The 17,749-nt window shown below is 29.5% G+C and carries 14 protein-coding genes, 4 tRNA genes and 3 riboswitches; of the genes, 17 read left to right on the top strand and 1 reads right to left on the bottom strand.

Going from position 1 to position 17,749, the window contains the following annotated elements:
* The first annotated feature begins 37 nt into the window (after nt 1–37).
* The 14 genes from BN7997_RS14735 to mreB all read left to right on the top strand — a co-directional run bounded on the left by BN7997_RS14735 (nt 38) and on the right by mreB (nt 11,755).
* Nucleotides 38–114 (top strand) — tRNA-Asp (locus tag BN7997_RS14735).
* Between the two features lie 16 nt (nt 115–130).
* Nucleotides 131–206, top strand: a tRNA-Asn gene (locus tag BN7997_RS14730).
* Between the two features lie 8 nt (nt 207–214).
* A tRNA-Gly gene (locus tag BN7997_RS14725) sits at nt 215–289 on the top strand.
* Between the two features lie 11 nt (nt 290–300).
* Nucleotides 301–377: transfer RNA gene (locus BN7997_RS14720), tRNA-Arg, on the top strand.
* A gap of 144 nt (nt 378–521) precedes the next feature.
* The gene (gene cdaA / locus BN7997_RS14715) at nt 522–1,364 is read left to right on the top strand and encodes a diadenylate cyclase CdaA (protein WP_143023251.1); all 843 of its coding nucleotides are present in this window, start codon (nt 522–524) and stop codon (nt 1,362–1,364) included.
* Entirely contained in the window at nt 1,361–2,548 is a 1,188-nt protein-coding gene (locus tag BN7997_RS14710) for a CdaR family protein (protein ID WP_071121579.1), read from the top strand. The genes cdaA and BN7997_RS14710 overlap by 4 nt, the downstream gene beginning before the upstream one ends.
* 281 nt (nt 2,549–2,829) lie before the next feature.
* Nucleotides 2,830–4,176 carry a phosphoglucosamine mutase gene (gene glmM, locus BN7997_RS14705; RefSeq protein WP_071121578.1) on the top strand — a complete coding sequence of 449 codons (1,347 nt, stop codon included), beginning with the start codon at nt 2,830–2,832 and terminating at the stop codon, nt 4,174–4,176.
* Between the two features lie 266 nt (nt 4,177–4,442).
* Entirely contained in the window at nt 4,443–6,272 is a 1,830-nt protein-coding gene (glmS, locus tag BN7997_RS14700) for a glutamine--fructose-6-phosphate transaminase (isomerizing) (protein WP_071121577.1), read from the top strand.
* An 86-nt stretch (nt 6,273–6,358) separates the two neighbouring features.
* Nucleotides 6,359–7,093, top strand: coding sequence for a YwmB family TATA-box binding protein (locus BN7997_RS14695; RefSeq protein ID WP_071121576.1), 735 nt, complete (start codon nt 6,359–6,361; stop codon nt 7,091–7,093).
* Nucleotides 7,094–7,114: 21 nt separating this feature from the next.
* Complete coding sequence (murA, locus tag BN7997_RS14690; protein ID WP_071121575.1) at nt 7,115–8,368, top strand: UDP-N-acetylglucosamine 1-carboxyvinyltransferase; 1,254 nt, start codon at nt 7,115–7,117, stop codon at nt 8,366–8,368.
* Nucleotides 8,369–8,447: 79 nt separating this feature from the next.
* Entirely contained in the window at nt 8,448–9,473 is a 1,026-nt protein-coding gene (gene spoIID, locus BN7997_RS14685) for a stage II sporulation protein D (protein WP_071121574.1), read from the top strand.
* Between the two features lie 94 nt (nt 9,474–9,567).
* Nucleotides 9,568–10,245 (top strand): M23 family metallopeptidase, encoded by a 678-nt coding sequence (locus BN7997_RS14680; RefSeq protein WP_071121573.1) that lies wholly within the window; start codon nt 9,568–9,570, stop codon nt 10,243–10,245.
* Nucleotides 10,246–10,385: 140 nt separating this feature from the next.
* Nucleotides 10,386–10,652 (top strand): sporulation transcriptional regulator SpoIIID, encoded by a 267-nt coding sequence (spoIIID, locus tag BN7997_RS14675; RefSeq protein WP_071121572.1) that lies wholly within the window; start codon nt 10,386–10,388, stop codon nt 10,650–10,652.
* Nucleotides 10,653–10,735: 83 nt separating this feature from the next.
* A complete protein-coding gene (gene mreB, locus BN7997_RS14670; RefSeq protein ID WP_071121571.1) occupies nt 10,736–11,755 on the top strand; it encodes a rod shape-determining protein in 1,020 nt (339 codons plus the stop codon).
* Between the two features lie 72 nt (nt 11,756–11,827).
* On the opposite strand, the gene yyaC is transcribed toward mreB, so the two are convergent.
* Nucleotides 11,828–12,337, bottom strand: coding sequence for a spore protease YyaC (gene yyaC / locus BN7997_RS14665; protein ID WP_071121570.1), 510 nt, complete (start codon nt 12,335–12,337; stop codon nt 11,828–11,830).
* 252 nt (nt 12,338–12,589) lie between these two features.
* Nucleotides 12,590–12,694, top strand: a riboswitch (SAM riboswitch).
* A 190-nt stretch (nt 12,695–12,884) separates the two neighbouring features.
* Nucleotides 12,885–12,989: riboswitch (SAM riboswitch) on the bottom strand.
* Nucleotides 12,986–13,090: riboswitch (SAM riboswitch) on the top strand. Its footprint overlaps the riboswitch before it by 4 nt.
* A 134-nt stretch (nt 13,091–13,224) precedes the next feature.
* Here yyaC and metK point away from each other — a divergent pair.
* From metK to BN7997_RS14650, 3 genes are all read left to right on the top strand, one after another.
* Complete coding sequence (metK, locus tag BN7997_RS14660) at nt 13,225–14,418, top strand: methionine adenosyltransferase (protein WP_071121569.1); 1,194 nt, start codon at nt 13,225–13,227, stop codon at nt 14,416–14,418.
* A 133-nt stretch (nt 14,419–14,551) separates the two neighbouring features.
* The gene (recD2, locus tag BN7997_RS14655) at nt 14,552–16,774 is read left to right on the top strand and encodes an SF1B family DNA helicase RecD2 (protein ID WP_071121568.1); all 2,223 of its coding nucleotides are present in this window, start codon (nt 14,552–14,554) and stop codon (nt 16,772–16,774) included.
* Between the two features lie 2 nt (nt 16,775–16,776).
* Nucleotides 16,777–17,553 (top strand): ComF family protein, encoded by a 777-nt coding sequence (locus BN7997_RS14650; RefSeq protein WP_083335155.1) that lies wholly within the window; start codon nt 16,777–16,779, stop codon nt 17,551–17,553.
* Nucleotides 17,554–17,749: the final 196 nt, after the last annotated feature.

Here is a 17,749-nt window from a genome sequence, read left to right as displayed (position 1 = left end):
GGTCACAGGTTCGAGCCCTGTTAGTCCCACCATTCGCGGCCTGGTAGTTCAGCTGGTTAGAATGCCAGCCTGTCACGCTGGAGGTCGAGGGTTCGAGTCCCTTCCAGGTCGCCAACTTAATTAAATACGCGGGAATATGGCTCAGTTGGTAGAGCAATTGACTGTTAATCAATGGGTCACAGGTTCGAGTCCTGTTATTCCCGCCATTGTATCTGCGGGAATAGTTCAGTGGTAGAGCGTCACCTTGCCAAGGTGAAAGTCGCGAGTTCGAATCTCGTTTCCCGCTCCATAATAAAATATGGGTGCATAGCTCAGCTGGATAGAGCAACGCCCTTCTAAGGCGTGTGTCCGGGGTTCGAATCCCTGTGCGCTCACCATTTTAAAAGTTTCACATTAGTGAAACTTTTTTTTTATAAAATAAACTATATATTAAATAGTTTGTATATACTTAGATGAATATAGTATAATACATAGTGTAATAGTGCAAATTATTAATAAATCTCAAATAGGAGGAACAAATTGTGTTGGATATGAATTCCTTTTTCGGTGGATTTTTTGATATGATATTTAGTATGAGTCTAAATGATATTATAGATATATTAATAGTAGCGTACATATTTTATAAGATATTTATGTTCATTAAAGATACTAGAGCAGAACAGGTTTTAAAAGGAATTGTTTTGTTATTTGTAGCTACACAAATTAGTGAAATTTTAAAGCTACATACATTATATTGGCTATTAATAAAAGCTCTTGATTTAGGTTTTATAGCTGCATTGGTAATATTTCAACCAGAACTTAGAGCAGGGCTTGAACATATAGGAAGAACAAAATTTAATTTCTTTTCGAAGAATAGCATAAGTACATCAGAAGAAATTTTTAATAAAACAATAGAAGAGATCGTAGAAGCATTATATTCTTTATCTAGACAGAAAATAGGGGCTCTTATTATATTAGAGAGACAAACTAAAATAGGAGATATAATAAATACAGGTACAAGTATTGATGGTGCAATATCAAGACAATTATTGATAAATATTTTTATACCTAATACTCCTTTACATGATGGAGCAGTCGTTATAAGGGATGCTCAAATAAAAGCAGCGGCATGCTTTCTTCCGTTAACTCAATCGAAGGATTTGAGTAAGGATTTAGGTACTAGACATAGAGCAGCAGTAGGAGTAAGTGAAGTTTCTGATTGTATATCATTAATAGTATCAGAAGAAACTGGAGATGTATCTATAGCTAAATCAGGTAAACTATATAGAAATATATCAAAGGAAAGAATGATTAATATATTAAGAAGTAATCTAAAGGTTACTACTCAAGAAAAAGGCTTTTTTAAAGGTGGGATATTTAAATGATAAATAAATTGAAAAATAATTCTAAAATAAAGATTATATCCCTATTAAGCGCTATGGTACTATGGATGTATGTTATGGCAATTGTAGATCCAGAGGAAACTAAATTATTTGAAAATATACCTGTTACAATAACTAATAAAAATGAATTAAATGAAAGAGATCTTGTTATTTATCCAGAACAAGAACTTACAACTAATATATATGTTACTGGGAAATTATCCAATCTAAAAAAAGTAACAAAAGATGATATAAATGTATATGGACAAATAAATAATCCTCTGGAAGGAAATAATGAGATATATTTAAAAGTATCTACTTCTCAAAGAGTAAACTATGATTTTAAAAATCCAGTTATGATTGTTACTTTAGAAAAAATTATTAGTGAAGATAAAAGTATAAAAGTAGATATAACTGGTAGTGGAAAAAATAATGTAGACAATATTATGTTACAAGATAATATAGATAAAGTTAGTGTATCTGGACCAAGAAGTTTGGTTAATAAAGTAAAAAGAGTCGTAGGAACAGTTAAAGTTAATGGAGAACTTAATGATTTTTCACAGAGTATAAAGTTAGAGCCAGTAGATGCTAATGGTAAGGTTGTAGAAGGGATAGAATTAGAAAAAGATTCAGTTAACGTTAATATAACCTTATTAACTCAAAAGACTGTTCCAATAACATTAAAGTTACCTGATAATAGCGAATCAGGTGTAAATTATACAATGAGTCAGAATACAGTAACTATAAAAGGTAAAAAAGATATTGTAGATTCTATAAATGATATAGAAACTCAACCTGTAAAGTTATCTGAAATCTTACCTGGAACAAGTAAAGATATATACTTACAAGTTCCGAGTGGGATAACTATAGAAACAAAGTATATTACAATAAAAAAGAATTCTGAAGAGAATGCAGTAGCAGAATATACGTATACAGCTGAGAATATAGAAATAAGAAACAATACAGAAAATATAGATAAAAGCAAAATAAAATTTCCTAACAGTATTAATGTTAGTATAGAATACTTACAAAGTATAGGCTCAATAAATAAAGATGATATAAAGTTATATATTGATTTAAATGAAGTATCCTTAGAAGATAATACTTGTAAGATAAAATATGAATCTATATATGAAATAGAAAAAATAAATATAGATCCGGATATTGTAACTATAGAAGAGTCATAGACTTAGTAATAAGATGCAACAATAATCATAAATAATTATTGTTGCATCTTATTTATTATATATGCTATAAAATTGTATATTATAAAATAAAGTAATATAATATTAATCGTTTAACTTTAAAGTATATGAATTACTCTATAGTGTAGATTTTAAATAATTATATTGTTCTTTTTCCCTATCTGTATTAAAATGTCTTTATGGATTAAACTAAGAGAATAATACAATTTAAATATACATAATAATATACTTATACGTTTTTTCTTTTTGAAAGGAGATCTTTAATGAGAAAATATTTTGGAACAGATGGAGTAAGAGGGGTAGCAAATACAGAACTTACTTGTGATTTAGCATATAAATTAGGTAGAGCTGGTGGATATGTATTAGCTCAAGGAAAAGATAAAGTTAAAGTAATAGTTGGTAAAGATACTAGAGTTTCAGGGGATATGTTAGAAGCAGCATTAGTTGCAGGTCTTATGTCTGTAGGATGTGATGTTGTTATAGTTGGAGTAATACCAACTCCTGGTGTTGCATATTTAACTAAAAAATATGAAGCTGATTGTGGAGTTGTTATATCAGCATCTCATAATCCAGTTGAATACAACGGTATAAAGTTCTTTAATAAAGATGGATACAAACTAGATGATGCAGTTGAGTTAGAAATAGAAGGGTATATAGATAATATAGAAAAAGTAGATTATCATCCAGTTGGTGAAAAAGTTGGAAGAAAAATATTTGTTCATAACGCTCAAAGAGATTATATAGACTATTTAAAATCTATAGTAAATGTTGATTTTAAAGGATTAAAGGTAGTGCTAGATTGTGCTAATGGAGCAGCATATAAAGTTGCACCAACAATATTTAGCGAATTAGGAGCAAATGTAGTAACTATAAATAGTGAACCAGATGGAAATAATATAAATGATAAGTGTGGATCTACACATCCAGAAAAATTACAAGAGGCTGTTGTTAAGCATAAAGCTAACTTAGGTCTTGCATATGATGGAGATGCAGATAGATTAATTGCTGTTGATGAAAATGGAAACATTGTAGATGGAGATCATATAATGGTATTAAGTGCTATACATTTAAAAAATAAAGGTAAATTAGCACAAGATACTTTAGTAGTTACAGTCATGAGTAATATAGGACTTACTATAGCGGCAAAAGAGCATGGTATAAATCTAGCTACTACTGCTGTAGGAGATAGATATGTATTAGAAGAAATGAAAAATAGTGGATATAACCTTGGTGGAGAGCAATCAGGGCATATGATATTCTTAGACTATAATACAACTGGAGATGGAGTTTTAAGCTCTTTAGTATTAGCTCAAATAGTACTAGAAGAAGGCAAAAATTTATCAGAACTTGCAGCTGTAATGACTCAATACCCACAAGTATTAGTTAATGCTAGAATAAAAAATGAAAACAAGAATAGATATATGGAATATCCAGAGATAAAATCTGAGATAGAAAGAATAGAAAAATTACTAGATGGATGTGGAAGAGTCTTAATTAGACCATCAGGAACAGAGCCATTAGTAAGAGTTATGTTAGAAGGTAAAGAGGAAGGTCAAATAAAAGAATTAGCAACAAACTTAGCTAATCTTATACAAGAAAAATTATCATAATTTTTAAGGTGAGTACAAAAATAAAATTTGTGCTCATCAATAAGCGCCAGAACTTAGTTACTAGCGACAACGAATTGATATTATAAAACTAAGTTGACGAGGTCAGAGTTTATCGAATTGTCGGCGGATGCTCTGCGGTGAGTTCACCATCGAAAGAACTTTCTTAAAATATAGGAGTAATTCTATACACAAAGGGAAGCTTAAGTGAATAATATATGACCTAACTCTAAAAATATAAATAATAATATTTTTAGGAGGAATTTAATATGTGTGGAATAGTTGGATATTTAGGACACAGACAAGCAACAGAAGTTTTAGTAGAAGGACTTTCTAAATTAGAGTACAGAGGATATGATTCTGCAGGAGTTGCAGTTAATACTGGAAATGAATTAGAAATAAGAAAGTTTAAAGGAAGATTAGCAATACTTGCTGAAGATTTAGAAAAATCTCCAATATTAGGTGGATTAGGAATAGGACATACTAGATGGGCAACTCACGGAGAACCATCTGATGTAAACTCTCATCCTCATTTTAATATGGATAGAACAATAGCTGTTGTACACAATGGTATAATAGAAAACTACATGGAGTTAAAAGAAGAATTACAAGCTGAAGGTGTTGTATTCTTATCTCAAACAGATACAGAAGTTGTAGCTCATTTAGTAGATAAGTACTATGAAGGAAATTTACTAGATGCTGTTTATAAAGCAACTGAAAGATTAAGAGGAGCATATGCTTTAGGTGTTATATGCAAGGATAACAACAATGAATTAGTTGCAGTTAGAAAGGATAGTCCATTAGTTGTAGGTCTTGGAGAAGGTGAAAACTTTATAGCATCAGATATACCTGCTATATTAAAATATACAAGAAATGTATACTTTTTAGAAAATGGTGAATTTGTTCATATAGTTGGAGATAAGTTAACTATATTAGATGAGAATAGAAACGTTGTTGAAAAAGAAGTTACAGAGATAACATGGGACGTAGAAGCTGCATCTAAAGGTGGATATGAGCACTTCATGTTAAAAGAAATATACGAGCAACCAAACGGTGTTAAGGAAACATTAATAAGAAGATTAAATGATAATGGAGAAATACAATTAGATGATATAAAAATGACTAAGGAAGACTTAGATAAAATAAATAAAGTTTATATAGTTGCATGTGGTACTGCATATCATGCAGGTCTTGTTGGTAAATTTGCTATAGAAAAGTTTGCAAAAATACCAGTAATAACAGATATAGCATCTGAATTTAGATACAGAGATCCATTTGTTGACGAAAATACTTTATTAATATTAGTAAGTCAATCAGGTGAAACAGCAGATACTTTAGCATCTTTAAGATATGCTAAGGAAAGAGGAGCTAGAATATTATCAGTAACTAATGTTGTAGGATCTTCTATAGCTAGAGAATCAGATGATGTATTCTATACTTGGGCAGGTCCAGAAATATCTGTTGCATCTACTAAAGCTTATACAACTCAATTAGTATCATTCTATATGATAGCATTAGATTTTGCTATAAAGAAAGGTACTATAACAAGAGAATTCTACAATGAAATGATAGATAAGTTAAAAGAAATGCCAGAAAAGGTATCGAAAGCTTTAGAGCAAGAAGAATATATAAAAAATGATGTTGCAAAAACATTAAAAGATGCAAATAGTGCTTTCTACTTAGGTAGAGGATTAGATTACAACTTAGCTATGGAAGGTGCATTAAAGATAAAAGAAATATCTTATATACATGCAGAAGCTTTTGCTGCTGGTGAATTAAAGCACGGTACAATAGCATTAATAGAAAAAGGAACTCCAGTAATAGCGATAGCAACTCAAGAAGAGTTATTCGAAAAAATGGTATCTAACATGGAAGAAGTTAGAGCTAGAGGAGCGTATGTAATAGCTATAGCTCAAGAAAAGAATACAGAAGTTGAAAAAGCTGCTGATAAGGTAATATATATACCAAATGTAGATGATATAGTATCTAGTATATTAACAGTTTTACCACTTCAATTATTATCTTACTATGTTGCAGTTGAAAGAGGTTGTGATGTAGATAAACCAAGAAACTTAGCTAAATCAGTAACAGTTGAATAGATATAAAAATAATTTATAAAAGTATATCCTCCTTAAAGTTGTCAATAATTTAAGTATGAAATGATAATTTTAAGGGGGATTTTTAAATGAAAATAGTTAAAGTTATAGCTAGTTTTTTTATACTAATGTTAATAGGCATATTTATTTCATATGGGGACACTGATAATAGTGGATATGATAAATTTTTGGAAACATTTAATAATACACAAGCAGATTTTAAATTTTATAATATAAAAGCTAATGGATTAATAAATTATGATATAACTAAGAATGAAATAAAAGATATATGCATAGATATAATTAATGACTTGGGTTTAGAAGAAAGTGATATAAAGTGGGAAGAAAAATGGGGTGAAAAAGAAAAACAGATATATATTCAATCAAATAATTCTAATAAAAGCATTTCTATAATTGGGATTAAAAAAAATAGTAATGAATCATATATAATTGTTGACATATTGGACAATAAGGTATATAAAAATATAGTGGATATTTATACAATTCTTGAGAAATCACTATATAAATATTCAAATATCGTTGATATAAGTACATGTATATCGGGAGAGTTTTCTAAAAAATTACAATTTAGCAAATATGATGATATTTTCCAAGAAATATTATATAATATGAGTGCTGAAGAAATAGATAGAGTCGAAAGCGAGAACATGGTATCTATTACAGCATATAGTGAACTATTTGATGAAAATTATTTAGAGTATTTAGGAAATAAGATAAATTTAAATATAGGAATTAGGTATAGCGAGGATGATGATAAAACATTAATATACATAGCTACACCGATTATAAAACTAGATTATTGATAATGAGGAGAGAATAAAAATATGCCTAAGATATTAGTTAAAAAGAGTAATCCGCTTAAAGGAAGCGTTAAAATAGATGGAGCAAAAAATGCAGTATTACCTATAATAGCAGCAACATTATTAGCAAAGGGAAAGTCTACATTAAATGGAGTTCCAAATTTAAAAGATGTACATGTTATATCTGATTTATTAAGACATTTAGGAGCAGAGGTAGAGTATAATAATAATACTTTAACTGTAGATGCTACTAATATAACAACATGCGAAGCTCCATATGAGCTTGTAAGAAAGATGAGAGCATCTTTCTTAGTAATGGGACCATTACTTGCAAGATTTAATCATACAAAGATATCTATGCCAGGTGGATGTGCTATAGGAACTAGACCAATAGATTTACATCTAAAAGGATTTAAGCACTTAGGTGCTAAAGTTGATATGGATCATGGATTTGTAGAAGCTACAACTGAAAAATTAGTAGGTAATAAATTATACTTAGACTTCCCATCAGTTGGTGCAACTGAAAATATAATGATGGCAGCAGCACTTGCAGAGGGAACGACTATAATAGAAAACGCAGCAGAGGAACCAGAAATAGTAGATTTAGCAAACTTCTTAAATGAAATGGGTGCTAATGTAAAGGGTGCTGGAACAAACACGATAAAAATAAAAGGTGTAAAAGAATTAATAGGAACAGAGCATAATGTAATTCCTGATAGAATAGAAGCGGCAACATATATGGTTGCAGCAGCTATGACTAAAGGTGATATAACTATAGAAAACGTAATAATGGATCATTTAAAGCCTGTAACAGCTAAATTAATAGAAGCAGGTTGTGAAATTATCGAAATGGAAAATGCAGTTAGAGTAATAGGTCCAGAAGTTTTAAAACCTATTGATATAAAAACTTTACCACATCCAGGATTCCCAACAGATGTTCAAGCTCAATTTATGGCTATGCTTACTGTTGCAAATGGAAGTGGAACTGTAATAGAAACTGTATTTGAAAATAGATTTATGCACGTTGCAGAGTTCAATAGAATGGGTGCAGATATAAAAATAGAAGGTAGAAGTGCAATTGTTAAGGGTGTTAATCAACTATACGGTGCTAAAGTAAATGCTACAGATTTAAGAGCAGGTGCTGCACTTATATTATGTGGTCTTATAGCTGAAGGGGAAACTCAAATAGGTGAAATATACCACATACAAAGAGGATATGTAGATATAGATAAGAAGATAACTGCATTAGGTGGAAACATACAAATAATAGAAGATTAATAAATAAAATTTTATAGTAATATAATATAAAGGGTTATTCATATACTTTAAAGATAAGTAATCTAAGGAGGAAAAGTATATGAATAACCCTTTAAGAATTTTAGCAGGAGTAATAGTATGCTCAGTTACATTACCAATATTTTTAAGTGTAGTCTCTTATGATGATATAGAAACCAATACTCCTCAAAAACAAGAACAACTAATAGAAAAAAAATCATCCTCAAAATATATAAATTATGAAACGGTAGATAAAGATTCACCTAAAATTAATATATACAACCATAAAACAGGAAAAACACAACAAATGGATATAGAAGAGTATTTATATGGGGTACTTTCAGGAGAAATGCCTTCAGATTTTAATATAGAAGCATTAAAGGCACAAGCTGTTGCAGCTAGAACTTATGTTATGTATAATCAAGAAAATGAAACATCTAAGCACAAAGGTGCAGCTGTATGTACGGATTATACTCATTGTCAAGAATATAAAAGCTATGAAGAATTAAAAAAATCCAAAGGTGAAGATTGGATAAAAAACTCTTATCCTAAAGTAAAACAAGCAGTAAATGAAACAAAAGGACATATCATAACTTATAATGGAGAACCTATATTACCATTATATTTTTCAACATCATCAGGAAAAACTGAAAATAGTGAAGAGGTATTTTCAACTGAATATCCATATCTAAGATCGGTAGATAGTCCATATGATAAATATGCACCAAAATACGCATCTACATTAAAAATAAGTAATAAAGATTTTGTAAGTAAATTAAAAAGTACATATAGTGATATAAATATAACTCAAAATAATCTTAGCTCTCAAATTAAAATATTAAATAGAAGTGATGGGGGATCCGTTGAAAAAATAAAATTAGGGAATAAAGAACTTACAGGTAGAGATATAAGAAATATATTAAATTTAAACTCAGCAAACTTTGAAATAAAATTTGACACTAACTCTCTAGACTTTGTAGTAAAGGGATACGGACATGGAGTAGGAATGAGCCAGTGGGGGGCTAATGGAATGGCAGAAGAGGGATATAAATACTATGAAATACTATCTCATTACTATAAAGATACAACAATAAAGGATTTATATTAAAGTATTAAAAATAAATGTAAAAAAGTGATTAAATTGTATAAAATTAGAAAATAAGGCTAACAATACAGATACACAATATATTTGGAGGTGCTGTATGAAGAAAAAACTATTAGAAAAAGATGGTTTTTACTTGGCTTTATTTGTATGCATATGTTTAGTAGCTATTGGTGGGGTTTGGTTTACAAAAAATAATGTAGATGAGTTAACTTCAAATGATTTATTTGTAAATAAGACTAACGAAAATAGCAAAAGAGACGAAGATGAAGTACATTTAATAGAAAAAGAAGCAGAAAAAGACGACTCTATACCTACTTCAACTGAGTCAAAGGAAAACTTAGAAAAAGCCAAAGAAAAACAAGAAAATAAAAGTTCAAAATTAAGTTTCTTAGGGACTAAAGTTGTTAGAGAATACTCTGAAAAAGAACCAAGTTATTCAAAAACATTAGATTTATGGGAAATACATAAAGGTTTAGATATAAGTGCAGATAAAGGTTATGAAGTAAAATCTCTATTAGATGGAAAAGTAGTTAATGTATTTAAAGATGATAAACATGGAATATCAGTAAGAGTAGAAAGTGCTAATAACGTAGTAGTTGTATACTCTAACTTAGATGAAAAAACTAATGTTAAAAAAGGACAGGAAGTTACAGAAGGTCAAGTATTAGGTACAGTTGGAAATACTACTTCAGTTGAAAGTGAAGATGGAACACATGTACATGTAGAAGCTTTTAAAGGTGAAGAATCTATAGATCCTATGACGCTTCTTAAATAAAAATAACTTAGCTTATATTGTCAACAAATATACGTTACTAAAAAATATAACAGACTTTAATCAAAAATGATTGAGTCTGTTATATTTTTTGCTTAACTCACATATATATCATTAAGGTTAGTATGTGAGGAGGGAATGTAGTGAGGTCTCATATAGAGGAGCGAGCAATCGTTGTAGCAAAATATATACTAGAAAAGAATACTACAGTAAGACAAACCGCTAAGACATTTGGTGTGAGTAAAAGTACTATTCACAAGGATGTTACTGAACGATTAGAGGAAATAAACCCAACCCTTGCAAAAGAGGTTAAAATGGTTTTAGAAAAAAATAAATCTGAGAGACACATCAGAGGTGGAATGGCAACAAAACTTAAATATGAAAAAGAAACGAAAAAAGATGTAGGGTGATACCTACATCTTTTTCTTGACTTAAATAAAGTTTTTGTATATTTTGTATAATAGGAGTTAAAAATAAAAAAGGAGTTGAAGAAATGTCTAGAGCAGATATAGGTATAGATTTAGGTACGGCAAATGTACTTGTATATGTTAGTGGAAAAGGAATTGTTCTAGAAGAACCCTCTGTTGTAGCAATAGATAAGAAAGATAATTCTGTATTAGCAGTAGGTGAAGAAGCTAGGAGAATGATAGGAAGAACGCCAGGGAATATAGTTGCAATAAGACCTTTAAGAGATGGTGTTATATCAGATTATGATGTAACTGAAAACATGTTAAAGTATTTTATAGATAAAGTCGTAGATAAAAAAGGATTTGGTAGATTCTTTATGCCTAGAATAATGGTATGTGTGCCTACTGGAGTTACAGAAGTTGAAAAAAGAGCTGTAGAAGAAGCAACAAGACAGGCTGGTGCAAGAGAGGTATATATAATAGAAGAGCCTATAGCGGCTGCAATAGGGGCAGGAATAGATATATCTCAACCTCATGGAAATATGGTTATAGATATAGGAGGAGGAACAGCAGATGTAGCTGTAATATCTCTAGGTGGAGCTGTAGTAAGTGAGTCTATAAAAATAGGTGGAGATAAATTTGATGAGGCAATAGTAAGGTATATGAAGAAACAACATAACCTTCTAATAGGAGAAAGAACTGCAGAAAAAATAAAAATAGAAATAGGTTGTGCATATAAAAGAGAAGAAGAGAAAACTATGAGAGTAACAGGTAGAAACTTAATTACTGGATTACCTTATGCCATAGAAGTATCTTCTTCAGAAATGTTAGAAGCTTTGGATGAGTGCGTTGAGCAGATAGTGGTTACGGCACATGTAGTACTAGAAAAAACACCTCCAGAATTAGCGGCAGATATAAGTGATAGAGGTATAATTATGACAGGTGGAGGATCATTATTATACGGATTAGATAAAAGAATAGAGGAAAGAACAGGTATAAAGGTAATAGTTGCTAATGAGCCATTATCTTGTGTAGCTGCGGGAACAGGAAAGGCACTTAGTTCAATAGATTTATTAAAATCGGGTGGAACATTTAATAAAAAATAAAATATAAATAAAAAATCCTGCTCTAAATGGAATAAACTATTTAAAGTAGGATTTTTTATTTTTGTATTTAAGTTACGTTGAAAGTAAAAGTGATAAAGAAATAATCTCGGCTAATTCTAGAATGAAACTAAGTCTGATACTATTAAATGAAAATCTATTATTTTCATCTATTTTATCTACTATACCTACTATTGAATAGTTTCCTATTTGAGGTAATTTTTTACCTACTCCTTTTCCGGGCAAGATAGGGCCTTCTCTTATTTGTATATTGCCTATACTGGTTTTTGAACCTAAACACGCATCTATAGCTAGAAAGTTACCTTTAGGATGGGATTTTTTTATATGTTCAATAGATTCATATATATTTAAAGCATGGATAGGGTTATCTAATGTACCGTAGACAGGGTATTTGAAGTCGCTGTTTTTTAACATTGTTCCAACTAAAGGTCCAAGTGCATCACCTATAGCTCTATCTGTTCCTATACAAACTATAACTGTATTTTCATCAATTACATCTTTAATAATTGAGCTTAACACCTGTACTACATTTTCTTTTTTATAATTTATTTTGGCTAAATACATAGGAACCCCCTTTCCAAAAAAATATATGAAAAATTTATATAAAAAATACCTATCTTTAAGGTTTAATAAAGTAAATTTGAGAGTTAAATTTATATATAATCAATTTGCAATAGATTAAGAATTAACTAGTTTTATAGTATAAAACTAAAATATATAAAACTAAAAAATAAATTATTATATAATATATTGACATTAGAATAAAAAGGTAGTAAAATTTATTATATTAACATAAAAAATAAATATTTCTTGATTACCTTATCAAGAGAGGCGGAGGGACAGGCCCTATGAAGCCCAGCAACCACCCATTAGGGAAACGGTGCTAAATCCTACAAGATTTTATATCTTGAAAGATGAGGTTAGTTAATTAATGTATTTATATACGAAAATTAACCTCTTCTTACTAAGAAGAGGTTTTTTTATTTTCAAGATACGTATGAAACTAACCACCTTGTGATAATAAATATATGTGAAAAATTTTAGGAGGATGGATNAACCTCTTCTTAGTAAGAAGAGGTTAATTTTCGTATATAAATACATTAATTAACTAACCTCATCTTTCAAGATATAAAATCTTGTAGGATTTAGCACCGTTTCCCTAATGGGTGGTTGCTGGGCTTCATAGGGCCTGTCCCTCCGCCTCTCTTGATAAGGTAATCAAGAGAGGCGGAGGGACAGGCCCTATGAAGCCCAGCAACCACCCATTAGGGAAACGGTGCTAAATCCTACAAGATTTTATATCTTGAAAGATGAGGTTAGTTAATTAATGTATTTATATACGAAAATTAACCTCTTCTTACTAAGAAGAGGTTTTTTTATTTTCAAGATACGTATGAAACTAACCACCTTGTGATAATAAATATATGTGAAAAATTTTAGGAGGATGGATTATGGCAAGACATTTATTTACATCAGAATCAGTAACAGAAGGGCATCCAGATAAGATATGTGACCAAATATCTGACTCAATATTAGATGCATTATTAGAAAATGACCCACATGCTAGAGTTGCTTGTGAGACAACAGTAACAACAGGATTAGTATTAGTAGCAGGAGAAATAAGTACTAATACTTATGTTGATATACCAAAGTTAGTAAGAAAAACAGTAAAAGAAATCGGATACGATAGAGCTAAGTATGGATTTGACTGTGACACTTGTGCTGTTATAACTTCTATAGATGAGCAATCAGGAGATATAGCAATGGGTGTGGATGAAGCTTTAGAAAATAAAAAAGGTGAAGTAACTGAAGATGAAATAGAAAAAATAGGAGCTGGGGACCAAGGTATAATGTTCGGTTTTGCTTGTAATGAAACAGAAGAATTAATGCCTCTTCCAATATCATTAGCTCATAAGCTATCTAGAAGATTAACAGAAGTTAGAAAAAATGGAACTTTAGAATACTTAAGACCAGATGGGAAAACTCAAGTTACAGTTGAATATGATGGAAATAAAGTAGTTAGAGTTCATACTATACTTATATCAACTCAACATGGAGAAGAAGTTGATAATGAAACAATAAGAAGAGATTTAATAGAGCATGTAATAAAAGCTGTTATACCTGCAGAATTACTTGATGAAGAGACTATAATATATATAAATCCAACAGGAAGATTCGTTATAGGAGGTCCTCAAGGAGATACAGGTCTTACAGGTAGAAAAATAATAATAGATACTTATGGAGGATACTCTAGACATGGTGGTGGAGCATTCTCAGGAAAAGACCCTACAAAGGTTGATAGATCAGCTGCTTATGCTGCAAGATACGTAGCTAAAAATATAGTTGCTGCAGGACTTGCAGATAAGTGTGAGATAGAATTAGCTTATGCAATCGGTGTTGCTAGACCATTATCAGTATTTATAGATACTTTTGGAACAGGAAAAGTTTCTGAAGAGAAATTAGTTGAATTAGTTAATAAGAACTTTGACTTAAGACCAGGTGCAATAATAAGAGATCTAGATTTAAGAAAGCCAATATACAAGCAAGTTGCTGCGTATGGACACTTTGGAAGAAATGATTTAGACTTACCATGGGAAAGAACAGATAAAGCAGAAATATTAAGAAAAGAAGCATTAGGAGAATAATTTAAATAAATCCTAATTTATACACCCCTTAGAGTAAATTTACTTTAAGGGGTGATTTTATTTATTATAATAAGGTATAATAATTACAACTTAAAACAAGTATAGAAATAGTAATTATTGTAGGAGAATAAATATGGAAAGAATAGAAGGAATGATAAGTGATATAGTATTTAAAAATGAAGATAACGGATATACTATAGCTCACTTAGCTAATTCAGATAATGAGATTGTTATAGTAGGATGTATGCCTACTTTATCTGTAGGAGAAAGTATTGAAGTAGAAGGAAAATGGGTAAATCATAAGACATATGGAACACAATTTGAAGTAGAAAAATTTATGCCTATAACTCCATCTTCCTTAGAAGGAATATATGTATATTTATCATCGGGAATGATACATGGTATCGGAGAGAAAATGGCAAAACGGATAGTAGATAAATTTGGAGTTGATACTTTAAATGTAATACAAAATGCTCCCGAAAGATTAAAGGAAGTAGAAGGTATTGGAAGTAAAAAAATAGACCAAATAGTAAAAAGCTATGAGGAAAATAGAGAACTTAGAAATATAATAATTGAACTATCTCCATATGGAATTACTCCAAATTACTGTATGAGAATATATAAAAAATATAAAAATAAAGCAATTAAAATAATAAATGAAAATCCATATAAATTAGCAGAAGATATAAGGGGAATTGGATTTAAAATAGCAGATAATATTGCTAATAAAATAGGTATTGAAAAAGACTCTAAAGATAGAGTATCACAAGGAATTTTGTACACACTAAATCAATCGTTAGGAAATGGGCACACCTATCTACCAAAGCATATTCTTTTACAAGAAGCATCAAAGTTACTAGAAGTAAAATCTACAATAATAGAAGAATGTATAATTTCATTAGCATATGATCAAAAAGTTCATATAGAAAATGTTAATGGAGAACAATTAATTTATTTAATACCATATTATTTATCAGAAAATGGAGTTTGCAAACAAATAATAAAGTTATCACAGTTTGAATTTGAAAACTTAAATATAGATATAGATGAAGAAATTAAGTATGTAGAAGAAGAAAATAGTATAAAACTGGCTAAAAATCAATCATTGGCGGTAAAAGAAGCTATAGAAAATGGAGTAGTTATAATTACAGGTGGACCAGGAACTGGTAAAACTACAACTATAAACACAATAATAAAAATATTCGAAAATAATAAAAAAGAAGTTATATTAGCGGCACCAACGGGAAGAGCTGCTAAGAGAATGAGTGAAACATCAGGAAGAGAAGCAAAAACTATACATAGACTACTAGAAATGGGATATGCAACAGATAGTGAAGAGCTTCAATTTATGAAAAATGAGGAAGACCCTATAACTGCAGATGTAATAATTATAGATGAAGTATCTATGGTAGATGTTTTACTTATGTATAGTTTACTTAGAGCGATAAAGCCAGGAACAAGACTTATATTAGTTGGAGATAGCGACCAGTTACCATCAGTAGGTGCAGGAAATGTTTTAAAGGATATGATTGATTCAAATGTAATAAATGTAGTTAGATTAAATGAAATATTTAGACAAGCTAGAGAAAGTATGATAGTAGTGAATGCTCATAAAATAAATAAAGGAGAGCCATTATTTTTAAATAGTAAAGGTAAAGATTTTTTCTTTTTAAGAAAAGGAACTAATGAAGAAGTTATAGAGGAAATTGTAGGGTTAGTAAGTGAGAGGCTTCCAAAGTTTTATAAATTAGATAAACTAAAAGATATACAAATACTTTCGTCTATGAGAAAAGGTGATTTAGGAGTAATAAACTTAAATAATGAATTACAAAAATATCTAAATCCACCACATAAGTTTAAAGTAGAAGAAAGTTTTCAAAAGCGTATATTTAGAGTTGGCGATAAAGTTATGCAAATAAAAAATAACTATACTAAAAAATGGGAAAATGAAGATAAAAGTGAGAGTGGTGAAGGTATATACAACGGGGATATAGGATATATTTATCATATTGATAAAGAGAATAAAAAAATATATGTCTTATTCGATCAAGTAAAAATCGTATCCTATGGATATGATGAATTAGATGAACTAGACCATAGCTTTTGTACAACTATACATAAAAGTCAAGGAAGTGAGTTTCCAGTAGTAGTTATACCTATAACATGGGCTCCACCAATGTTACTTAGTAGAAATTTATTATACACAGCTGTAACAAGAGCTAAAAAGTTAGTTGTACTAGTTGGGGATGTAAAATATTTAGAATATATGATAAAAAATAATAGAACTAATGATAGATATTCTAATTTATCGTATAAATTAAATAAATTTAGGGAAGAAGGATTATTGATAAAATAAATATGATACAAAATATTTTTTTGAATTTGATTACTAATTTAATTAATGTATTTTTAGATTTTTTATACCCTGAAAATATAAGTTGCATATTATGTAATTGTTCCATAAGCAAAAATACTACATACTCTATGTGCAAGGATTGTTTTAGTAATATAAATTTTATATTAGACGGATGTATTAAATGTGGTAAGCCTATAATTAATTATTCTTTAGAAGAACAAAGTATAGATGGTTGTAGTTATTGTTTAAATAAGAGTTTTTACTTTGATAAAGTAATATCTTGTGTAGAATATACAGAAATTAGTAAAAAAATAGTTTTTGGACTAAAATATAATAATAAGACTTATTTGAGTAAATATATTGCAACTATAATGAAAGAGAAATTAGATTTAGAAAATATTAAATTTGATTATATATTATTTGTTCCATTACATAAAAAAAGATTAAGACAAAGAGGGTTTAATCAAGCTGAAAAGATAGCTATGGATTTAAGTAAGATAGTAGATATACCTACTGTAGATAATATATCAAGAAAATATAATACAAAAAGATTATATAAATTAGGTAAAGAAGAGCGAATTAATGAATTAAAAAATGCATTTATGATAAAAGATAATAGAATTGATTTAAAAAATAAAAATGTATTACTTGTAGATGATATATTTACGACAGGTTCAACGGTTAATGAAATATCAAAGATTTTAAAAATAAATGGAGTAAATAAAGTTTTTGTATCTACTTTCTTAACTAGAACAGATACATTTTATGTTAAGGCATAATTTTCTATTGACATAATTCATTTAAAATATTAAAATAAGTTAGTAATATTTAGGTCTGTGGTTGAAAGTCCAAGCCAGTCGCAGGCAAAGGGATCCACGTAAGTCAACACTAAAAATGGGGTTGATGATCATGGTGCGGCTTAGAAGTAAGACCTACCGGTATAAAATCGAGAGAGCTAGTAGTGCGGCAAACCCA

The organism is Romboutsia timonensis, from assembly GCF_900106845.1.
In the GTDB taxonomy this organism is placed as follows: Bacteria; Bacillota; Clostridia; order Peptostreptococcales; family Peptostreptococcaceae; genus Romboutsia; species Romboutsia timonensis.
This window is presented reverse-complemented; position numbering and strand designations above follow the sequence as displayed.